17 protein-coding genes and 1 pseudogene are annotated in these 17,510 nt (G+C 61.6%); 7 read left to right on the top strand and 11 right to left on the bottom strand.

What is annotated here, in order from left to right; all coding sequences use genetic code 11:
- Positions 1–61 precede the first annotated feature (61 nt).
- From P3T16_RS03730 to P3T16_RS03715, 4 genes are all read right to left on the bottom strand, one after another.
- On the bottom strand, positions 62–1,003 hold the full coding sequence (locus P3T16_RS03730) for an ABC transporter substrate-binding protein (RefSeq protein ID WP_429254267.1): 942 nt from the start codon (positions 1,001–1,003) through the stop codon (positions 62–64).
- Between the two features lie 86 nt (positions 1,004–1,089).
- Entirely contained in the window at positions 1,090–2,115 is a 1,026-nt protein-coding gene (locus P3T16_RS03725; protein WP_429254266.1) for an ABC transporter permease, read from the bottom strand.
- 19 nt (positions 2,116–2,134) lie between these two features.
- The gene (locus P3T16_RS03720) at positions 2,135–3,646 is read right to left on the bottom strand and encodes a sugar ABC transporter ATP-binding protein (RefSeq protein WP_429341406.1); all 1,512 of its coding nucleotides are present in this window, start codon (positions 3,644–3,646) and stop codon (positions 2,135–2,137) included.
- Between the two features lie 245 nt (positions 3,647–3,891).
- Entirely contained in the window at positions 3,892–4,653 is a 762-nt protein-coding gene (locus P3T16_RS03715) for a GntR family transcriptional regulator (protein ID WP_429341216.1), read from the bottom strand.
- A 149-nt stretch (positions 4,654–4,802) separates the two neighbouring features.
- On the opposite strand from P3T16_RS03715, the gene P3T16_RS03710 reads away from it, so the two are divergent.
- Positions 4,803–6,101, top strand: a complete 1,299-nt coding sequence (locus tag P3T16_RS03710; protein WP_429341215.1) for an L-fuconate dehydratase — start codon at positions 4,803–4,805, stop codon at positions 6,099–6,101.
- 62 nt (positions 6,102–6,163) lie between these two features.
- Here the strand turns inward: P3T16_RS03710 and P3T16_RS03705 are convergent, their stop codons facing one another.
- Positions 6,164–6,787: a ParB-like protein gene (locus P3T16_RS03705; protein ID WP_429341214.1), complete on the bottom strand. Its 624-nt coding sequence runs from the start codon at positions 6,785–6,787 to the stop codon at positions 6,164–6,166.
- 367 nt (positions 6,788–7,154) lie between these two features.
- Between P3T16_RS03705 and P3T16_RS03700 the strand changes: the two genes are divergently transcribed.
- From P3T16_RS03700 to P3T16_RS03685, 4 genes and pseudogenes are all read left to right on the top strand, one after another.
- Positions 7,155–8,402 (top strand): NRAMP family divalent metal transporter, encoded by a 1,248-nt coding sequence (locus P3T16_RS03700; protein ID WP_429341213.1) that lies wholly within the window; start codon positions 7,155–7,157, stop codon positions 8,400–8,402.
- A gap of 77 nt (positions 8,403–8,479) precedes the next feature.
- Positions 8,480–8,863: a hypothetical protein gene (locus P3T16_RS03695; protein WP_429254261.1), complete on the top strand. Its 384-nt coding sequence runs from the start codon at positions 8,480–8,482 to the stop codon at positions 8,861–8,863.
- 218 nt (positions 8,864–9,081) lie between these two features.
- Positions 9,082–9,171 (top strand): annotated as a pseudogene (locus tag P3T16_RS03690) (DDE-type integrase/transposase/recombinase); the annotation flags it as partial.
- Positions 9,172–9,202: 31 nt separating this feature from the next.
- Positions 9,203–9,895 (top strand): NnrU family protein, encoded by a 693-nt coding sequence (locus P3T16_RS03685; RefSeq protein WP_429341212.1) that lies wholly within the window; start codon positions 9,203–9,205, stop codon positions 9,893–9,895.
- A gap of 66 nt (positions 9,896–9,961) precedes the next feature.
- Here the strand turns inward: P3T16_RS03685 and P3T16_RS03680 are convergent, their stop codons facing one another.
- Positions 9,962–11,149, bottom strand: coding sequence for a serine hydrolase (locus tag P3T16_RS03680; RefSeq protein ID WP_429341211.1), 1,188 nt, complete (start codon positions 11,147–11,149; stop codon positions 9,962–9,964).
- Between the two features lie 86 nt (positions 11,150–11,235).
- Complete coding sequence (locus tag P3T16_RS03675; protein ID WP_429341210.1) at positions 11,236–12,051, bottom strand: prolipoprotein diacylglyceryl transferase family protein; 816 nt, start codon at positions 12,049–12,051, stop codon at positions 11,236–11,238.
- 113 nt (positions 12,052–12,164) lie between these two features.
- On the opposite strand from P3T16_RS03675, the gene P3T16_RS03670 reads away from it, so the two are divergent.
- Positions 12,165–13,118: an AraC family transcriptional regulator gene (locus tag P3T16_RS03670; RefSeq protein WP_429341405.1), complete on the top strand. Its 954-nt coding sequence runs from the start codon at positions 12,165–12,167 to the stop codon at positions 13,116–13,118.
- 75 nt (positions 13,119–13,193) lie between these two features.
- On the opposite strand, the gene P3T16_RS03665 is transcribed toward P3T16_RS03670, so the two are convergent.
- The 4 genes from P3T16_RS03665 to P3T16_RS03650 all read right to left on the bottom strand — a co-directional run bounded on the left by P3T16_RS03665 (position 13,194) and on the right by P3T16_RS03650 (position 16,115).
- Positions 13,194–13,673 carry a DUF417 family protein gene (locus P3T16_RS03665; RefSeq protein WP_429341209.1) on the bottom strand — a complete coding sequence of 160 codons (480 nt, stop codon included), beginning with the start codon at positions 13,671–13,673 and terminating at the stop codon, positions 13,194–13,196.
- Positions 13,674–13,792: 119 nt separating this feature from the next.
- Positions 13,793–14,329, bottom strand: a complete 537-nt coding sequence (locus tag P3T16_RS03660; RefSeq protein WP_429341208.1) for a carboxymuconolactone decarboxylase family protein — start codon at positions 14,327–14,329, stop codon at positions 13,793–13,795.
- 188 nt (positions 14,330–14,517) lie between these two features.
- A complete protein-coding gene (locus tag P3T16_RS03655; RefSeq protein WP_429341207.1) occupies positions 14,518–15,297 on the bottom strand; it encodes a DUF2182 domain-containing protein in 780 nt (259 codons plus the stop codon).
- A gap of 53 nt (positions 15,298–15,350) precedes the next feature.
- Complete coding sequence (locus P3T16_RS03650) at positions 15,351–16,115, bottom strand: DUF899 domain-containing protein (protein ID WP_429341404.1); 765 nt, start codon at positions 16,113–16,115, stop codon at positions 15,351–15,353.
- 146 nt (positions 16,116–16,261) lie between these two features.
- On the opposite strand from P3T16_RS03650, the gene P3T16_RS03645 reads away from it, so the two are divergent.
- The gene (locus P3T16_RS03645) at positions 16,262–17,500 is read left to right on the top strand and encodes a helix-turn-helix domain-containing protein (protein WP_429341206.1); all 1,239 of its coding nucleotides are present in this window, start codon (positions 16,262–16,264) and stop codon (positions 17,498–17,500) included.
- The last annotated feature ends 10 nt before the right edge of the window (positions 17,501–17,510 follow it).

Here is a 17,510-nt window from a genome sequence, read left to right as displayed (position 1 = left end):
AGGACATAAAAAAGGAGGAGCCGCAGCTCCTCCTCTCTCATGGCGCCTTAAACGACGTCCATCAATCATAGAGCACAGCGGCGATCTTGGGATCTTTCATATTGCTCTTGTCGTACCAGTAGAAGCCCGTGTCAACTTTCGTGGGGAGTTTCTGGCCCTTCATCGCCTTCACCGCCGAGTCGACAACGCATTTGCCGATGCCGACGGGGTTCTGCGTAATGGCGCCGGCCATCAGGCCCGAGTTGATGTCCTCTTTTTGCTCCTTGCCGGAGTCGTAGCCGATCAGGACGAGTTTCTTGCCCGATTCCTTGACGCCGATCGCCGCGCCTTCAGCCGAGCCTTCGTTAGCGCCGAAAATGCCCTTGATGTTGGGATTGGCCTGGATCATCGTCTTGGCGATCTCAGCCGACTTCAGATGGTCTCCGCCGCCGTACTGGACCGAGACGATCTTGACGTTCGGATGCTTCGACTTCATCTCATTCAGAAAGCCGTCGCGGCGATCGATGCCGGTGCGGCTGGTCTGGTCGTGCACGATCACGCCGACTTCACCGGAATTGCCGATCGCCTCGGCCATCTTGTCGGCGGCCAGTGCGGCGGCGGCGAGATTGTCCGTTGCACAGGTTGTCAGCGGAATGTCGCTGTCGACACCCGAGTCGAAAGCGATAACGGGTATCTTGCCGGCCTGCGCCTTCTTCAGGAGCGGAATGGCCGCCTTGCTGTCGAGCGCGGCGATGCCGAGCGCCTGAGGCTTCTTGGCAAGCGCGGCCGAGAGCATGTCGATCTGCTTATCGACCATAGCCTCGGTTTCCGGGCCCTCGAAGGTGATCCTGACGTTGTGCTCCTTCGCCGATTGTTCAGCGCCGGCTTTGACGGCTTGCCAGAACTGGTGCTGAAAACCTTTCGAGATCAGCGGAATATAGGCTTCATCCGCGTACGTAACACCCGTTCCGCCGACGAGCGCGCCGACGCCGATCGCGACACCGATAAGTCTTCTTTTCAACATGGTGTTCTCCTCCTAAGTTGGGCTATCACCTTCAGCCGTTGCGGGAGCCTTTGGGCGCTCCGTTTTTGATCTTGTCCTGTGCAGGGTCAGCTCTTCTTGCGTCGCAGGATATCGGCATAGACCGCAAGAATGATGATGAGGCCCGTCACCACGATCTGCCATTCCTGAGCGACGGACATGATGCGCAGGCCGTTGGTCAACACGCTCATGATAAAAGCGCCGATGATCGTGCCCAGAATCGTGCCCGAACCACCGCTAAGTGAGGTGCCGCCGATGACGACGGCGGCGATCGCCTCAAGCTCATAGCCCTGGCCTAGCGCCGGCTGGGCCGAATTCAGGCGCGAGGCGATCAGCAGCCCGGCAACGCCGCAAATGGCCCCGCCCAGGCCGTAAATGGCGATCTTCCACCGATCGACATTCACGCCGGAAAGGCGTACGGCTTCTTCGTTGCTGCCGAGCGCAAATGTGTAGCGGCCGAGCGCCGTGCGATTAAGCGTGATCGAACTCACGACCGCAAGGAAAAACAGGATCAGGACGGCGTTCGGAATGGGCAGGCTCGGCAGTACATGGCCGATCAGCGAATCCTGCGAGATCATGTAAAAGTTCTCAGTGTCATTGAAATAGATCGGCTTGTCGGCCGAGACGACGAGCGAAAGCCCTTTCAGTAGCAGCATCATGCCTAAGGTGGCAATGAACGGCGGTATTTTCATTTTCGCCGTGAGGGTTCCCGAAACGGTTCCGCAGAACGCGCCCGTCCCAATCGCAGCAACGACACCGGTCCACATCGGCAGGTGCCAGTTGGTCAGAAACACACCGCAAATGACCGCCGTGAAGGTCATCAACGTGCCGACGGACAGATCGATGCCTCCGGTAATGATGATGAACGTGCAGGCGATCGCCAGAACGCCGTTGACCGCCGTCGCCTGCAGAATGCCGAGGATATTGTCCATCTGCATGAAGGCGGGCGAGGCGAAACTGAAAAAGCCCAGCAGCAGGATCAGGCTCGCGAAGGCGAGCAGCTTTTGCAGGGCGGTCGGCGCAAAGATGCGGGCCCTCAAGCCGGAGGCCCGTCGCTCATCGGCCAGCGCCGCAGTATCAGATGGCAGTGTCATGTACTTGACCTCTTGAGGCTTACGCCGCTTTCAGGGTTTCGCGCTGCGTCGCCAGTTGCATGATGCGTTCCTGCGTCGCCTCGCGAGCGGAGAGTTCGCCGGTGATACGGCCCTCGCACATCACAACGATGCGGTCGCTCATGCGCAGGATTTCCGGCAGTTCCGACGAGATCATTATGATCGCCTTGCCTTGCCCGGCGAGCGAGCGCAAGAGCTTATAGATTTCGCTCTTGGCGCCGACGTCGATGCCGCGCGTAGGCTCGTCGAAGAAGAGCACATCACAGTCGCGCTCAAGCCATTTTGCAATGACGAGTTTCTGCTGATTGCCGCCTGAGAGAAGCCGTACCTGCTGCGTCGTAGAGGGCGTACGAATGTCGAGCAGCTCAATGAAATGAGAAGCCGTCTTGCGTATCTGCGCGCGGCGCAGGAAAAAGTTCAGCGACAGGAATTTGCGCAAGTTGGACATCACAATATTCGATTCGACGTCCATGCCCGTCGCGAGGCCGAATCGCTTGCGATCTTCGGAGAGATAGCCGATGCCACGCGCTACGGCGTCGCTCGGCTTCCTGATCGCTGCTTTCACGCCTTTCACCAGAATCTCGCCGGATTCGATCGGGTCGGCGCCGAACACCGCGCGGGCGACCTCGGTGCGGCCCGCGCCCATCAAGCCGGCAAAGCCCAATATCTCCCCTTTGCGCAGCGTGAAGCTCACGTCCCTGACCAGCGGTCCAGCGGTGAGATGTTTCACCTCGAGCGCGACCTCGCCCTTGTCTGTGGTGCTCTGAAATGGTGCGACGTCGGTCAACGTTCTTCCGACCATCATGCCGATGATCGCTTCGACGCTCGTGTCCCTGGCCGCGACGGTGGCCACATATTCGCCGTCACGAAGCACGGTGACCCGGTCGGAAATCTGCTCCAGCTCATCCATCTTGTGTGAAATGTAGATGATTCCGACGCCCCGCTCCTTCAGCTGGCGGATGATGCGAAAGAGCTCGGCGATTTCGGCGTCGTTCAGCGCGGAGGTCGGCTCATCCATGATCAGGACGCGCGAATCGAAAGATAGGGCCTTGGCGATCTCGACCATCTGCTGGCTGGCGACGGTGAGCGCGCCGACCATGGCGCGTGGGTCGAGACGCACATGCATGCGGGCGAGAATGTCGCGCGCCTGTGCGTTGAGCCTGTCTTCGTCGAGGAAGAGGCCGAGGCGTCCGCGCGGCTCGCGGCCGATGAAAATATTCTGCGCGACGCTCAAATGATTCATCAGCTGCAGTTCCTGATGAATGATGCCGACACCCATGGCCTGCGCCTCACGCGGGCTCAGGAACTCAACTGGCTGGCCGTCGTAGAGAATTTCGCCTGAATCCCGGGTGTATACGCCTGCGAGGATTTTCATCAGCGTCGATTTGCCGGCGCCGTTCTCGCCCATCAACGCGTGGACTTCGCCAGCCATGAGCTCGAACTGGACCTCGTGAAGTGCCCTCACACCGGGAAAGCTCTTGCTGAGCTTATTGACGGAGACGAGCGGGATCATGGTGCGGATACGACGATTGCGCGATGCGCGCTGGCCGCATCGAAGAAGCGAGCCGGAAAGGCGCAGCGCGTACGCCGCCATTCAGAACTGAAGACGCAACGAGAAGCCAGACACATTGCCAAAGCCCCTTTAATCCCATGTGCAGCGATCCTGTGATGCTGCACAACAGTGGTTCTGTTCACGCATTCCTCTGCATTACACACGGTTAAGTGTTACCCGCCACCGATCGCAGCCGGCGTGGGTCACTATGGTTCGAAAAGATCCGACCTTTCGCTCGCAGACCGGCGCAACTCGGCGACGACCTGATCGAGATGGTCGTGCATCGCTTTCGCAGCCGTGTCGGCCTTGCAGCTGCGAATGGCCTTGAAAATACACTCGTGCTCCTCGAGCGTGTGCACGAGCCGCTCAGGACTCGCCAGCAATTGCCTCGCGCGATCCAGCGCATTGCGCGACACCGCAACGATTTCCTTCACCCGCGGCAGGTTGACTGAGTCAAAGAGGATTCCGTGAAAGGCCAGATCCAGTACATGAAATCTCAGGCGTTGGCCACTCGTGACCGCTTCGCGCTGCTGATCGAGATTGAGAGCCAATGCCTCTAGCGTCGCACTATCACGCATGAGCGCGACCGTGCGCACCGTTTCGACCTCGAGTGCCCTGCGTATGAATAGATGCTGACGGATGTCCTCAAGGGAGATCGGTTTGACGCGCGTGCCGCGCTGCGGCAACACTTCGACAAGGCCCGCGTGCGCAAGCCTTGCCAACGCGGCGGAAACCGGAAAGCGCGATACACCCATCCGTTCACAGACCGCCAGCTTGTCGATCATCATTCCGGGTTCCAGCACCAACGTCACGATCGCTTCTCTCAGCGCCTGTTCGACCGCGTCGGTCAGACTGCCTCGTTCGCCGCCCTTGATCTTGTGCAATGCGTCATACGGGTTGCTGGCGGCACTCGCTACCACGGATGAAGAGCTCACGGCGCGCTTGATTTGCATTGAAGATGCTAGCATGCTAGGAGGTGGATTCGGCGTTGTCAACGCGGGCAAATGCCTGGAGAGCGGCCGGTATGTGAGCGCATGTCGCGATCGCATGCACGATGCCGCGCCGTCTTCGTTCGCCAGGCGGAAATCGATAATCATCGCCCCCGGAGGGTGCAAAGATGACCACGATCACAAAGCTGTTCGTTCAGGACATCCGGTTTCCCACCTCGCGTTTACTCGACGGCTCTGATGCGATGAATGCCGCGCCGGATTACTCCGCCACCTACGTGACGCTCGAAACCGATTCGCCGGAGGCGCTCACAGGCCATGGCCTTACCTTCACGATCGGGCGTGGCAACGAGATCTGCGTGACTGCAGTACAGGCGCTCGCCCCGTTGATCGTTGGCAGAACGCTCGAGGATATCGCAGCGAACATGGGCGCTTTCTGGCGCGCGTTGACGTCAGACAGCCAGTTGCGCTGGATCGGCCCGGACAAGGGCGCCATTCATCTGGCGACGGCGGCCGTCGTGAATGCCACCTGGGACCTGTGGGCAAAAGCGGAAGGCAAGCCGGTGTGGAAGCTGCTCGTCGACATGAGTCCGGAAGAACTCGTGCGTTGTCTCGACTTCCGCTATGTGACCGATGCAATCACACCCCATGAAGCCCTCGCGATGTTGCACCGCCACGCGCAGACGCGACGCGAGCGCGAAGAGGACATGCTCGCTCACGGCTATCCGGCCTATACGACCTCGGCCGGCTGGCTCGGCTACGATGACGACAAGATTCGCCGGCTCGCACGTGAAGGCGTCGCGCAGGGCTGGACGCACTTCAAACAGAAGGTAGGTGGCAATCTCGAAGACGATGCGCGCCGGGCCCGCATCCTGCGTGAAGAACTCGGCGGCAACCTGAAGCTGATGATGGATGCGAACCAGGTGTGGGATGTCGATGAAGCGGTTGCGAACATGCGGCGCCTGGCGGAATTCGATCCGTGGTGGATCGAGGAACCCACCAGCCCCGACGACATTCTCGGCCACGCGGCCATCCGGCAGCGGCTTCGGCCCATTGGCGTCGCGACGGGCGAGCATTGCCATAACCGCGTGATGTTCAAACAGTTGCTGCAGGCACACGCAATCGACTTTTGTCAGGTGGATAGCTGCCGCCTGGGCGGTTTGAACGAGGTGATAGTTGTCCTGCTGATGGCGGCGAAATACGGCGTGCCGGTGTGTCCGCACGCGGGCGGCGTCGGCTTGTGCGAGTATGTCCAGCACATTTCGCTGTTCGACTACATCTGCGTGTCGGCTTCGCTAGAAAACCGGGTGCTCGAATATGTGGATCATCTGCATGAGCATTTCGTCGATCCTGTTGTGATCCGCAATGGCCGTTACATGCCGCCGCAACGTCCCGGCTATAGCATCGAAATGCATGCGGCATCGCTCGATCAGTATCGCTTTCCTGAGGGTCCGGTCTGGCAAATCTAAAACAGCGCCCCAGCGGGAGTGCGGCCGCCGCCGGCCTGCGGCGGCGAAGACGCGCAGACGCGTCAACGGCCGACCGTCATCCCGGACCAGCCGGGCAGATACCGGGCCTCAGGCGTGTGCGCAAGGGCCTTCGCCTGATCGAGCGCCTTCGCAAAGCTTTTGCTGATCTTGCTAACCGGTACCCGTGAGCGCAGAAAATCGGCCCACAGGAATTCGCTAAATGGCGTCGCATCCTTCGCATAGCCGCCCACCCGGCGCAGTTCGCCGGCGAGACTTCTGTAGGGGTCATCCGTGAGCCCGGTCACCATCTTGGGCAGGTGCTCGTAGTCGTATCGCGAGCCATCGGCACCGAACGGATGGACCCACTGGTTGTGCTCCATCATGCGCCAGAAGATCGTGTTATCCAGCCACGACAGGTCCCTTAGCAACATCACCTTCACTTCCTTGACACCTTCCTCGAGTAGCGCAATCCCAAGGTGATGATGGTCGACGATGTAATAGCGCTGCTCCGGGCCCAGCACAGCGGGAAACCAGTGCGCTGCAATGGCCTCGCCGCGCGCCTTCTTGCCGAGTGTCTTCCAGTGGTCGCGCTTCTCGGTGACCTCGCGGTAACCCACTGTCATCTGAGTGGGGCGCAATGCGGTGAGTTTCGCCGGGACCAGATGAATGTCAGAACTCGGGACCATGATTCACCTCGTGAGAATGGTTTGCGGCACCAATAGCGCGGATCATGAGCGCTCGACCTCATGATGACCGGCTGCGCCCTTTGTGACACGTTGTTCGACTCGCGGTTTTGGGGAGTCTCTGAGATTCCATATCCCCCACATCGCAATGAGCAGACCCAGTCCGAAGCCGATGCCCAACAGGGTGTATGTATCCATTTCAGATCCTCGATATATCGTTGCTGCGCTGGCCAGTGCATCAGCGGTGTCGGCTACATACCGCCACTGCGCGAACGTGTAGCGTTACTGCTTCGATGTTGCATGCCTGTCGACAGCACCTTGCGCGCTACAATCCGTCACCGGATACTACCTTCACTTCCTTTCAGAACGCATGGCTGGTTCCTCGCTGCTGAAACCGAAGGTCTCGCCCAGTCTGCGCTGGGTTGCTTTATGGGGACCTGGACTGATCGTCATGCTAGCCGACTGCGATGCCGGGAACGTCGTAACGGCGGCGCAGGCCGGCGCGCAATGGGGTCTTCAACTTCTGGTGGTGCTGCCTCTACTCATTCCTCTGCTTTACATGGTCCAGGAGCTCACTGTCCGGCTTGGCATTTTCACCGGGCGAGGCCACGGTGAACTCATCCGCTCGAACTTCGGCCCAGTGTGGGCCTGGGTATCGGCGATCGGACTGGTCATTGCCGTGCTTGGCTCGCTTGTGACGGAGTTCACGGGGGTCGCTGGCGTAGGCGAGATGTATGGTGTCTCGCGGTCCGTCACATTGCCGCTTGCCGTCGTTGCCCTGATAGCCGTCGTGCTCACCGGCTCGCATAACCGCGTAGACAAGGCCGCAATTGTCATTGGGGCCTTCGAATTGACGTTTTTCGTTGTGGCGTGGAAGGCGCACCCGGACATCCACGACCTGTTCCGGCAAATGACCCACCTCCCGCTCGACAATCGTCAGTTTGGATACCTTGCGGCCGCGCTGATTGGCGCGACGTTCAATCCATGGATGGTTTTCTATCAGCAGGCGGCGGTAGCGGATAAAAAACTCACTCCGCGAGACTACACCGCGGCTCGGGTCGAAACGGCCGTTGGTGCGGTCCTCACGCAGCTACTGACGGCAGCGGTTCTTGTCGCCGCGGCAGCAACGCTATCGGGACATGGTCAACAACGCGCCTTACAAAGTGTGGGCGAGATTAGTCTCGCCCTTGCGACAGTAGTGGGCCCCCACGCTGGACGCGTCCTCTTCAGTGCTGGCGTTCTTGGCGCGTCGATGGTCGCAGCCATTGTCTGCTCACTGTCTCTGGCGTGGGGGCTGGGTGAAGTGGCGGGATACAGGCGATCGCTTGAAGACCGGCCTGCGAGTGCGCCGTGGTTCTACGGGGTGTATGTAGCCTCCGTCGCCGGCAGCGCTTATGTCGTCTGGCTGGTGCCGAACCTCGTTTCGTTGAACGTCGCTGCGCAGGTGGTCAACGCGTTGATGCTGCCACTTGTGGTTGGGTTACTCATCGCGCTTAGCGTCACCGCACTACCTCATCAGCATCGGCCTCGTGGAGCTTACTTGTGGCTTGTCTGTGGTATTGCAGCGGTGGTGTGTGCAGCCGGCGTCCTTGGTGCAGGCCTCAGCTTTTTTTCGTGAGAAGCTCCGTGTACTGTCACTGAGACAACACTGTATGGCCGCTTCGCCGTTCTGAAAAACCGCAGGATTTCACACCAATGCCCGCATCCATCCGCAACTCGCTCGCCTGGATCTTCGAAGCGTTCGAGCGCGATTCCACCTACATTCACAAGCGGATGTTCGGCTGCGATGCCGCCTATATCGATGGTCTGTTGTGCCTGGTTGCCGCCGATCGAGACAAGCCGTGGAACGGCTTGCTGGTGTGCACATCGCAAGAACGCCACGCCGCTCTCATTGATGAAATGCCCGCCTTGCGGCCGCATCCAGTGCTTGGAAAATGGCTTTATGTGCCGCAAGACGATCCGGCGTTTGAGGCCATCGCAGAAAGGATGACGGCGCTCGTGCTCGCGCGCGATCGGCGTGTGGGTGTTGAACCGAAACCACGCGGACGAGGCGGAAAATCTGTGTTGCCAAAGAGGTAACGCATCGCAGCCAGCATGCTGGCACTTGCTTCTCTACCTGATACTTCCGTTCCACCAAGCTCAGTGTTGCGCTTCACCTTTGAACCCGCCCAGGTTTTGTTGCGGTAAGGCGTTGGGATAAGATCGGCTCTGAACCGATCATTCGAGCGTGCATCGCTGGTGATCAAGCTCGTGCCGCTGTTTGAAAAGGCGCTTGGCAAGAACAAACGCCCGGCGTGCAAGCGTGGCGGATGGGCGAGACCTGTATCAAGGTCAAGGGCCAGTGGACATTCCTGTACCGCGCCGTCGACAATGAGGGCGATACGGTCAGCCGACGGTATGACTTGAGGAGCCGGGCCAATGGGAAGCACCAACGCAGTTGCGGCGGCGGCAGTCGCCTTCGTGGGCAGCCACTTTCTCTTGTCCCATCCGCTGCGCGGGCGCTTGGTCCGTGCAATTGGCGAAGCGGCGTTCCAGGGTGTCTATTCGCTGGTTGCGGTCTTGACGCTCGGCTGGCTGATCCTGGCTTACCGAAAGGCGCCCCTTTCGGCACCACTATGGCCGGTAGGAAACGGCGTCTGGGCGGTTGTGACTGCGGTCATGCTGATCGCGTCGATCCTCCTGATGGGTTCCTTGATCCGCAACCCGGCGCTTCCCACCGGCGGTCGGCCCAGCTCGTTCCCTGAGGCGGCGCGCGGCGTGTACGCGGTGACGCGCCACCCGATGATGTGGTCGTTCGCACTTTGGGGGCTGTGCCACGTCGCCGTGTTCCCGGTGGCCAGGAACATCATCGTCGCAGCGGCTATCGTCGTCCTCGCGCTCGTCGGCGCCGCATTGCAGGACCGGAAGAAGGAGCGGCTCCAGCCCGATCTCTGGCCCGTATGGGAGTCGAAGACGAGCTACCTGCCGTTCGCGGCGATCACAACTGGCCGTGCGCGGCTGGGCGGGTTCGGCTTGCACGCGCTTTTGGGCGGCCTTATCGTCTGGCTCGCCGCAACCTGGGCCCATCTCCCACTCACCGGTTGGGCCGCGGGCATCTGGCGCTGGCTGTAGCAGCAGCCCGGGCTGTCACGCCATGGAGCGGTAGCGGGCCGCCGGCCAGTTGACTTACGGACAACGTCAGCTTCTGCTACGCGCCGTGCCGGCCTCACTGAGGTGCGATTCGCCGTCCGTCAGCATGGCGCGTAGCCGGCCCGCATCCGCGAAATCGGAATGCCGGCCGACGGAATCCAGCAGCACCATGACGACGGGACGTCCCCGGATCGTCGTCTGCATCACCAGACAGATTCCCGATTCGTTGATGAATCCCGTCTTCTGCAAGCCGATGTCCCAACCGCGGTCGTGGATCAGCATATTGGTGTTGTGGTAACTGAGAACGCCTTTGCCGGTATTCACCTGATAACCAGGATCCGTCGAAAATTCGCGGATCAACCGGTATTGATAAGCAGCCTCGACCATCTTCACCAGATCGCGTGCGCTCGATACGTTGAGCTTCGACAGGCCGGCCGGGTTTTCGAAATGCGTGTCCATCATGCCGAGCGACCTGGCTTTCTGGTTCATCGCTGCGATAAAGGCCGGTCGCCCCCCCGGATAGTAGCGGGACAGCGCCGCTGCGGCGCGGTTCTCCGACGCCATTAACGCGATGTGCAACATGTCTTCACGCGACTGCATCGAGCCAATCGACAGACGCGAGCCGGAGTGCTTCTCGAAGTCGCGATCCTCGTCGGAAACCTCGAGCGGCTCGGACAGCGGCGCCTTCGAATCGAGCACAACCATCGCCGTCATCAGCTTCGTGATCGACGCGATCGGTACGACGGCCTGGGAGTTCTTGTCGACTAACGGCTCCCCGGTAGTCTGGTCAACCACGTAGGCGATGGTCGAGCGCAGCGCAGGCGCCTGCTGCCCCTCCCGCACGGTGAACGGACGGCTGCTCAGCGATGTGCGCGGTTCAAAGGCGACATTGTCGATCGATTCCGAATGCGCACGTCGACCGTTCTTCGACGCGCGCACGTCCCCGAGTCTTACGCCGGGCTCGCTCGCGGTAGCCACTGAGGTTGCGGCTCCGTATGTGCGGATCGCAATTGTGTCCTTGACTGTGTTCGCCGTGCCGGACACTTTCTGAGCCTCCGCCAATCTAGCGTGCATCGCGGCAACGTCAGGATTCCTGTCGGCGACTGGCTCTGCACTGGAGCCAACCGGTACGGTTGCAAGTGCAACTGCGATGACCATCGACAGCAAGACGCACGGCGTGACGCAAAGTGCGATTGCGCGCATTGCCTCTGGCGGGGAAAACGGATCGTTCTTCATCGTTCTTCGATCAGTGAGACTCATTGATTTGTGGCACGTGATCCGGGGCGGAATCCGCGTACGCGACTTCCGGCATCCGGGAAATCTCATTGACCGGGACGCAAAACGGAGGCGGGATACAAATGGCTGATGGTCGCCTCAAACGTCGCTTGCGAAAACCGGCCGAGATGACGCTCTAACAGTCGCCCCGACGCATCGTAAAAGAGCGTGGTGGGGTATGCGGTCGTATCCGTAGCCTTGGCAACGCTGAGTTCGGGGTCGAACAGCGAATTGGCGATGTGCAGATTCAGCGCTTCCATGAATGCATCCACGGTATCGCGCCGCTCCCCCTGATTGACAAAGACAAGATTCAATCCCGGGTATCTTGCCTGGGCGCTCGCAAGGACCGGCATCTCGGCCTGGCAAGGAGCGCACCACGTTGCCCAGAGATTGATGACGAGCGGTTTTCCGTCACGCGGAGCAAGCGCCTGCGTGGTTCCCGCTTCGTTGACAAGTGACGCAGTGGGCACCGCGGCGGAATGGCTTAAACGAGTGGTCGCCGTGCTCGTCGCCCCCCACGTCGCCAGTCCCACGACAGTGGCGACAAGCAACGGCCGTCGAATACTCCTGCGCCGCATGAAGATGAACGCGATGACCGCGATGCCTGCCGCGACCCCGGAGAATGTATCGAAACCGGCGTCGCGAAAATCGACCATCTTCAGGAAACTACCGTTGTAGCTGGGCAGATAGTGCAGAACAAACGATATGCGTGCAGCGATCAATCCGATGATCGTGCTGGTAAAAATAGCCGGCTCGATATCCTTGCAACGCCTGTCGACAAGCCAGCCTGCAAAAACGGCGGCCGCAATACTTAAAAAGAAAATAACTAGGCCAATTGGGAAAGAAGCAGGTCCGATGTTCATGCAGTGGAATCCTTCGGCTGGGTCGGGAGCTTTCACTTTAAGCCGCTCGTGTGAGCTTGATTAGTCCTTCCCGACTCAATAAAATGCTCATTCGTCTCATCTCAAGGAACGCCATGCCTCGTCTGGATTGGCTTAGCCGCCTGCTTGTCATGATGCCCGTCAGAGGCCAGCTTGAAATCCGCTGCTCCTACGGCGCGCCGTGGCGTATTGCTTACGAGCGCGCCAATCCCGGCGAGATGCCCTATCACGTCGTGCTTGGCGGGTCAGCCGTACTGGAGATTCCAGGTGGCAGTGCGCCACTACGCCTGGTGGCGGGAGACATCGTGCTGCTGTCTCACGGCTCGGAGCACGTGCTTCACGACGGTAGCGGCGCAGCGCCTTCGCCGGCCAGCACGCGCGAAAGCCTGAACGTGGAAGTCAGTGAAAACGCTGGAACCGGCGAACACCTCGATATGCTCTGCGGACGCTTCGTCCTCACGCCCCCGCACGATCGCTTGATGCGCGACTATTTTCCCGCCACGCTCGTGGTGCGAACATCTGCGCAAGACGATACAGCAAAGCAGAACGCGACTGCTGTCCAGTTGGCTACCCTGGTCGGTTTGATTCGCGCAGAATCGACTACGTTTAACCTGGGCGGCCATGCGATGCTCAACGCCCTTTCAGCGGCGCTTTTCGCGCTGACATTGCGCACGGCCAGCGAGTCGAATGCAGTGCCTTTCGGCCTGTTGGCCCTCGCCGCCAATCCACGCCTTGCGCCCGCGCTGACGGCCATGTTCAATGAGCCTGCGCATCCGTGGACCCTCCCCGACCTGGCGCAGCTTTGCAATATGTCGCGTGCAACCCTGGTTCGTCAGTTTCAGGACAAGGTGGGGCGTTCTGCCAATGATTTGCTGACCGATATCCGCATGACCCTGGCGGCCAACGAATTGAAGAAGCCATCGACTTCCACCGAAACCGTGGCCGAAGTCGTGGGCTATCAATCCCTGGCAGCCTTCAGGCGTGCCTTCACGCAACGCATGGGCATGACACCGGGGGATTGGCGCCGCTCGGCGCGTGTACCGGAATGAGCAGAACCTTCGGCATTGTCCGATGCGCGGGACGAGGCCGGTCCCCTCGCTCTGAGGCAGCGGGTTGCGAGCCCCTCACGAAGCCGTGGTACGCGGCGACAACGAGGCAAGAAGCAGCGTCAGGCATGCGGCCAGCAGGGCGATGTCCTTCAACAGGAACTGCTCCAGCAGCGTCGAGATGATCGGGAAACCGGTCGGGCTTATTTGAGTAATACCCGGCGTGCTGAGAACAAAGGACGTCGTCAGGAGGAAGGTGGCGCTCGCCATCGCAGCGCCTAAAGCGGACACCGCCGGAATCACCGATCCGACGATTAGAGCCGCCGCTGTCGTCAGTTCGATCGTCCCCACAACCCGGGCTTCACCTCTCACGCCGAACACGCCCAACCAGCTCATAAACGGGCTGTGCGAGATCAGCGGCGCGATGGCGTCGGCCGCATAGGGCGTGAATTTCTGTATCCCGAACCAGATGAAGATGGCCACCATGGACCACCTCAAAAATGCCAGATGCAGATAGGGCCCGCTGCTCTTTTCAGCCACCCGGAAACGAATGTTCATGATCTTTCAGCCTGTGTCTGTAGAAATTGCGATGTATTCGTCGAGGCGGCGCGTGACACATCCCGCTCTTCGGTTAGAGAGGAGCAGGCGCAACAAAGGAACGCCTGCTCCATTGCGCCTTACTTGACCGGCGGGAAGTCCACGTCGGTGTCGTTGATGCGGTTGAAGGTGTTTGTGAATACGGTCAACGCGATAGCCAACGTGATCTCCACGAGTTGTGCGTCGGTGAAGCCGGCCGCCTTGATCGCCGCGAACTCGTCTGCGCGGATCGTGCCGCTGGTTTGCTGCAGGTTCTGCACAAAGCGCACCAGCGCGTCGCGCCTCGCGTCCCCGGTAGGCTGGCCCGCACGGATCAGCTTGAGCGTCTCCAGCGACAGGCCCGTCATCTTGCCCAGCATCGTATGTGCTGCCACGCAGTAGTCGCATCCGGTAAGTTCACTGACAAGCACTTTGATCGTTTCCACTTCCTGCTTGCTCAGCGTGCCGGCAGCCAGCACGCCTTCGGCATTCAGCACCGCCTTGAGCGCTTCGGGTGTCAACGCCCCCAGCGCAACGAACAGGTTCGGGATGCTGCCTGCGGCCTTCTTGACCTGGGCATAGACTTCGGCGGTCGCGCCAGTGGCGGACTCAACTGCAGGTACAGTGATGCGGCTCATGGTGTTGCTCCTTCATCAGGTGGGTAGGAGTCTTCACTTTAAGCCGAAGGAGTGATTCTTATAAGTCTTTAAATGCTCGATAAAATGCTCATTCGTATCATTTCGGGGCCGCGATGCTTTCCCAGCCACCCGCGCAACCGCCGCGGACAAGGTGATGTCGAGAACCACAGGTCTCAGCCCGGCACGCCTCAACCGAGCCCGGCTGCACGCGCGATCAGCAACAACCCTGCCGCGACGATCACGGCTCCGGTGGCTCGCGCGACGCGCTCACCGGCCGGTGCGAGACGTTCGACGGTGATGGCTGTCGTCACGACAGCCATCGCGCGCAGGTCCATGATCCCGGTGACGAGGAGGATCGCGGTCAGTCCGGCACAGCAGTAGCTGCAGTGGAGGCCGAGGCGCAGGCCGTGTCGCCAGGCCGTGCCGGCGTCCGCCGGCAATGTCCGGCCGCGCCCCGGCGCCACCCGGCAGCAGGCAAGGTGATGTGCCTTCCACGCGGTGAACTGGAGTGCGCCTGCGACCAGGACGACCACACCGACCGCGAACGGAACGGCACGCGCCAGCGCCGGCAGTTGCATCTCGACCGTCGTCAGCCCGACACCCAGCGGAAAGGCGGCCATTCCGAACGCGGTCCACACGAAGAAGTACCCCACGCCCACCAGCGCGGTCAGCCGGGCGAGGCGCGTCTCGCCTGTCCTGCCGACGGCCTGGCGGTAGCGCCTCAACATGGGCACGAGAGATGGCAGCATCATCGCTACCATCATCACGACCCACATGCCGAGGAACGATGCCGCGACGCCGGGCCACGTCTGTCCGCACATCCGCATCCACGCCATCGACATCGTCCAGCCGCCGGGCATCGGCATCTCGCCCATCGCCGATATGGACGTGCACCAGACGATTGTCACCGCTGCGCTGGCGACGAAGAGCAGCGCCGAGACGCTGAAAAGGGCTCGCTCAGAGACCATGCTTCGCGAGATCGCCCGTCTGCCGGTTGCGCCCACCACACCCACGACCCGGCTCAGCGCGGGTTGTACTCGTCGTGACGGCGCCACCAGATGCCCGTCTCGTTGCGCCCCCTGGGAGCGCGATCGAGCCACTGGTACATGCCCCAGATGCCGTCCACTCCGCGCGCATAGGTGGAATAGGTGTGGTAGACGACGCCGTCCTCGAGGACGAACGCGCTCATGCCCGGCCGGTCGCGCGTGTACGTGGACGCGTCGGTTCCGCAGGTGGCCGCGAACTGGGCCACGGGCTCCGGGGCCGGTGTCGCGTCCATGGCGTGGCGGCCGCGCTGATAGTTGTATTCGACGCTCCCCTCGCGCTGTTGCTCCTCGGTGAACGAGATGTTGAAGTCGAAGTTGAAGTCGGTGCCGTGCGAGGACGCCCAGGGAAACGTCCATCCCATCCGCTGCCTGTACGTCTGCAGCTTCGCAAGCGGCGCCCGCGATACCGCTGAGAGCGTGACGTCGTGGTTCGCCGGGTGGACGACGAAGCCGTCGAACCCGTCCGCGATCGACGAGCAGGACGGGCACCCCGCCGTGTAGTCGGGCCCGAACATGAAGTGGTAGACGAGGAGCTGCGAGCGCCCCTGGAAGAGGTCTGCCAGCGAGGCGCTTCCTTCATCGGTCTCGAATCGGTATGCCTTGTCGATCCGAACCCAGGGCAGCGCCTGCCGCTGCTGCGCCAGCGCGTCGCTGCGACGGGTCAGGTCCTTCTCCGCCTTGAGCAGCTCGAGCCGCGCGGCCAGCCACTCTTCACGTGTTCCGGTGGTGTGTGTCGTCATCATGCTTCCCTCCGTTAGGTGTCCTTCGTCGTCCGGTCAGTTTCCGGTACGACGTGCCGGTCGGACGTACTGGTTGGTGGTCGTGCTAGATTAGTACCGGGCATCGGACGGTGGGAGTGACAAGTGTGGCGGGATTCGACCAGACCATGGACTCGCTAGTCACGGCCGCAGCGCGTGCGCTTGCGGCGGGGGACCCACTCGGCGCACTGAACCGGGTCGCCTTGCGCGACGACGCGGCTGCGCTCGCGCTTCGAGGCATCGCGATGGCGCAGCTCGGCGATTTCGTTCGAGCGAAGGCGCTCGTGCGAAGTGCGGCGCGCGCCTTCGGTCCAAAAGAGGCCGTGGCCCGCGCGAGGTGTGTCGTCGCCGAGGCCGAGATCGCGCTCGCCTCGCGCGACCTGGGCTGGCCTGCGAAGGCGCTCGACGCCGCGCGCGCGACGCTCGAAGCGCACGGCGACCGGTCGAACGCCGCCCATGCGCGGTATCTCCAGATCCGGCGCCTCTTCCTGATCGGGCGCCTCGACGAGGCCGGGCGTGCGCTCGCCGGGCTCGACCCCGCGCCTTTCCCGCCTGCGTCGAGGGCCGCCCACGAGTTGATCGTCGCGGGGATCGCGATGCGACGCATCCAGACGAAGACGGCGCGCGCTGCGCTCGCCCGGGCGGAGCGCGCCGCGCGCCATGCCGGTATTCCGGCGCTGATGGCGGAGGTCGAAAGCGCATTGCTCGTGCTGAACACGCCCGCTGCGCGCCTGATTGCGCGCGGCGAAGAGCGGTTCCTGCTGCTCGATGAGGTTGAAACGTTACTGGCTTCGAAGGCGCTCGTCGTGGACGCGTGCCGTCATGTCGTGCGCGACGCACGCACGGTGGTCCCGCTCGCAACACGTCCTGTGTTGTTCGCGCTCGCTCGCGCACTGGGCGAAGCGTGGCCGGCAGACGTGCCGAGGGACACGCTCGTCGCGATGGCATTCCGGGCAAAGCTCGCCGATGAGTCGCATCGCGCGCGCCTTCGGGTCGAAATCGGGCGGCTTCGCGCGGTGCTTGGAACGCTGGCCGACGTGAGCGCGACAAAGCGAGGGTTTGCGCTGGTGCCGCGCGGCGCACGGGAGGTCGTCGTGCTGGCGCGGCCCGTCGAAGAGAAACATGCCGCCGTGCTCGCCTTCCTCGCCGACGGTGAGTCGTGGTCGAGCTCGGGCCTCGCGCTTGTGCTCGGAGCAAGCCAGCGCACCGTGCAGCGGGCACTCGATTCGCTGGCGGCAACAGGCAAGGTGCAGCCGTCTGGTCGCGGGCGGGCTCGTCGCTGGATGACGCCACCCGTGCCGGGATTCGCGACGACCTTGTTACTCCCCGTTCCACTATTGGGGGACCAGGATTCCAGTATCGGATAACCAGGATGGA

The organism is Paraburkholderia sp. GAS42, assembly GCF_050436565.1.
Taxonomy (GTDB): Bacteria; Pseudomonadota; Gammaproteobacteria; order Burkholderiales; family Burkholderiaceae; genus Paraburkholderia.
This window is presented reverse-complemented; position numbering and strand designations above follow the sequence as displayed.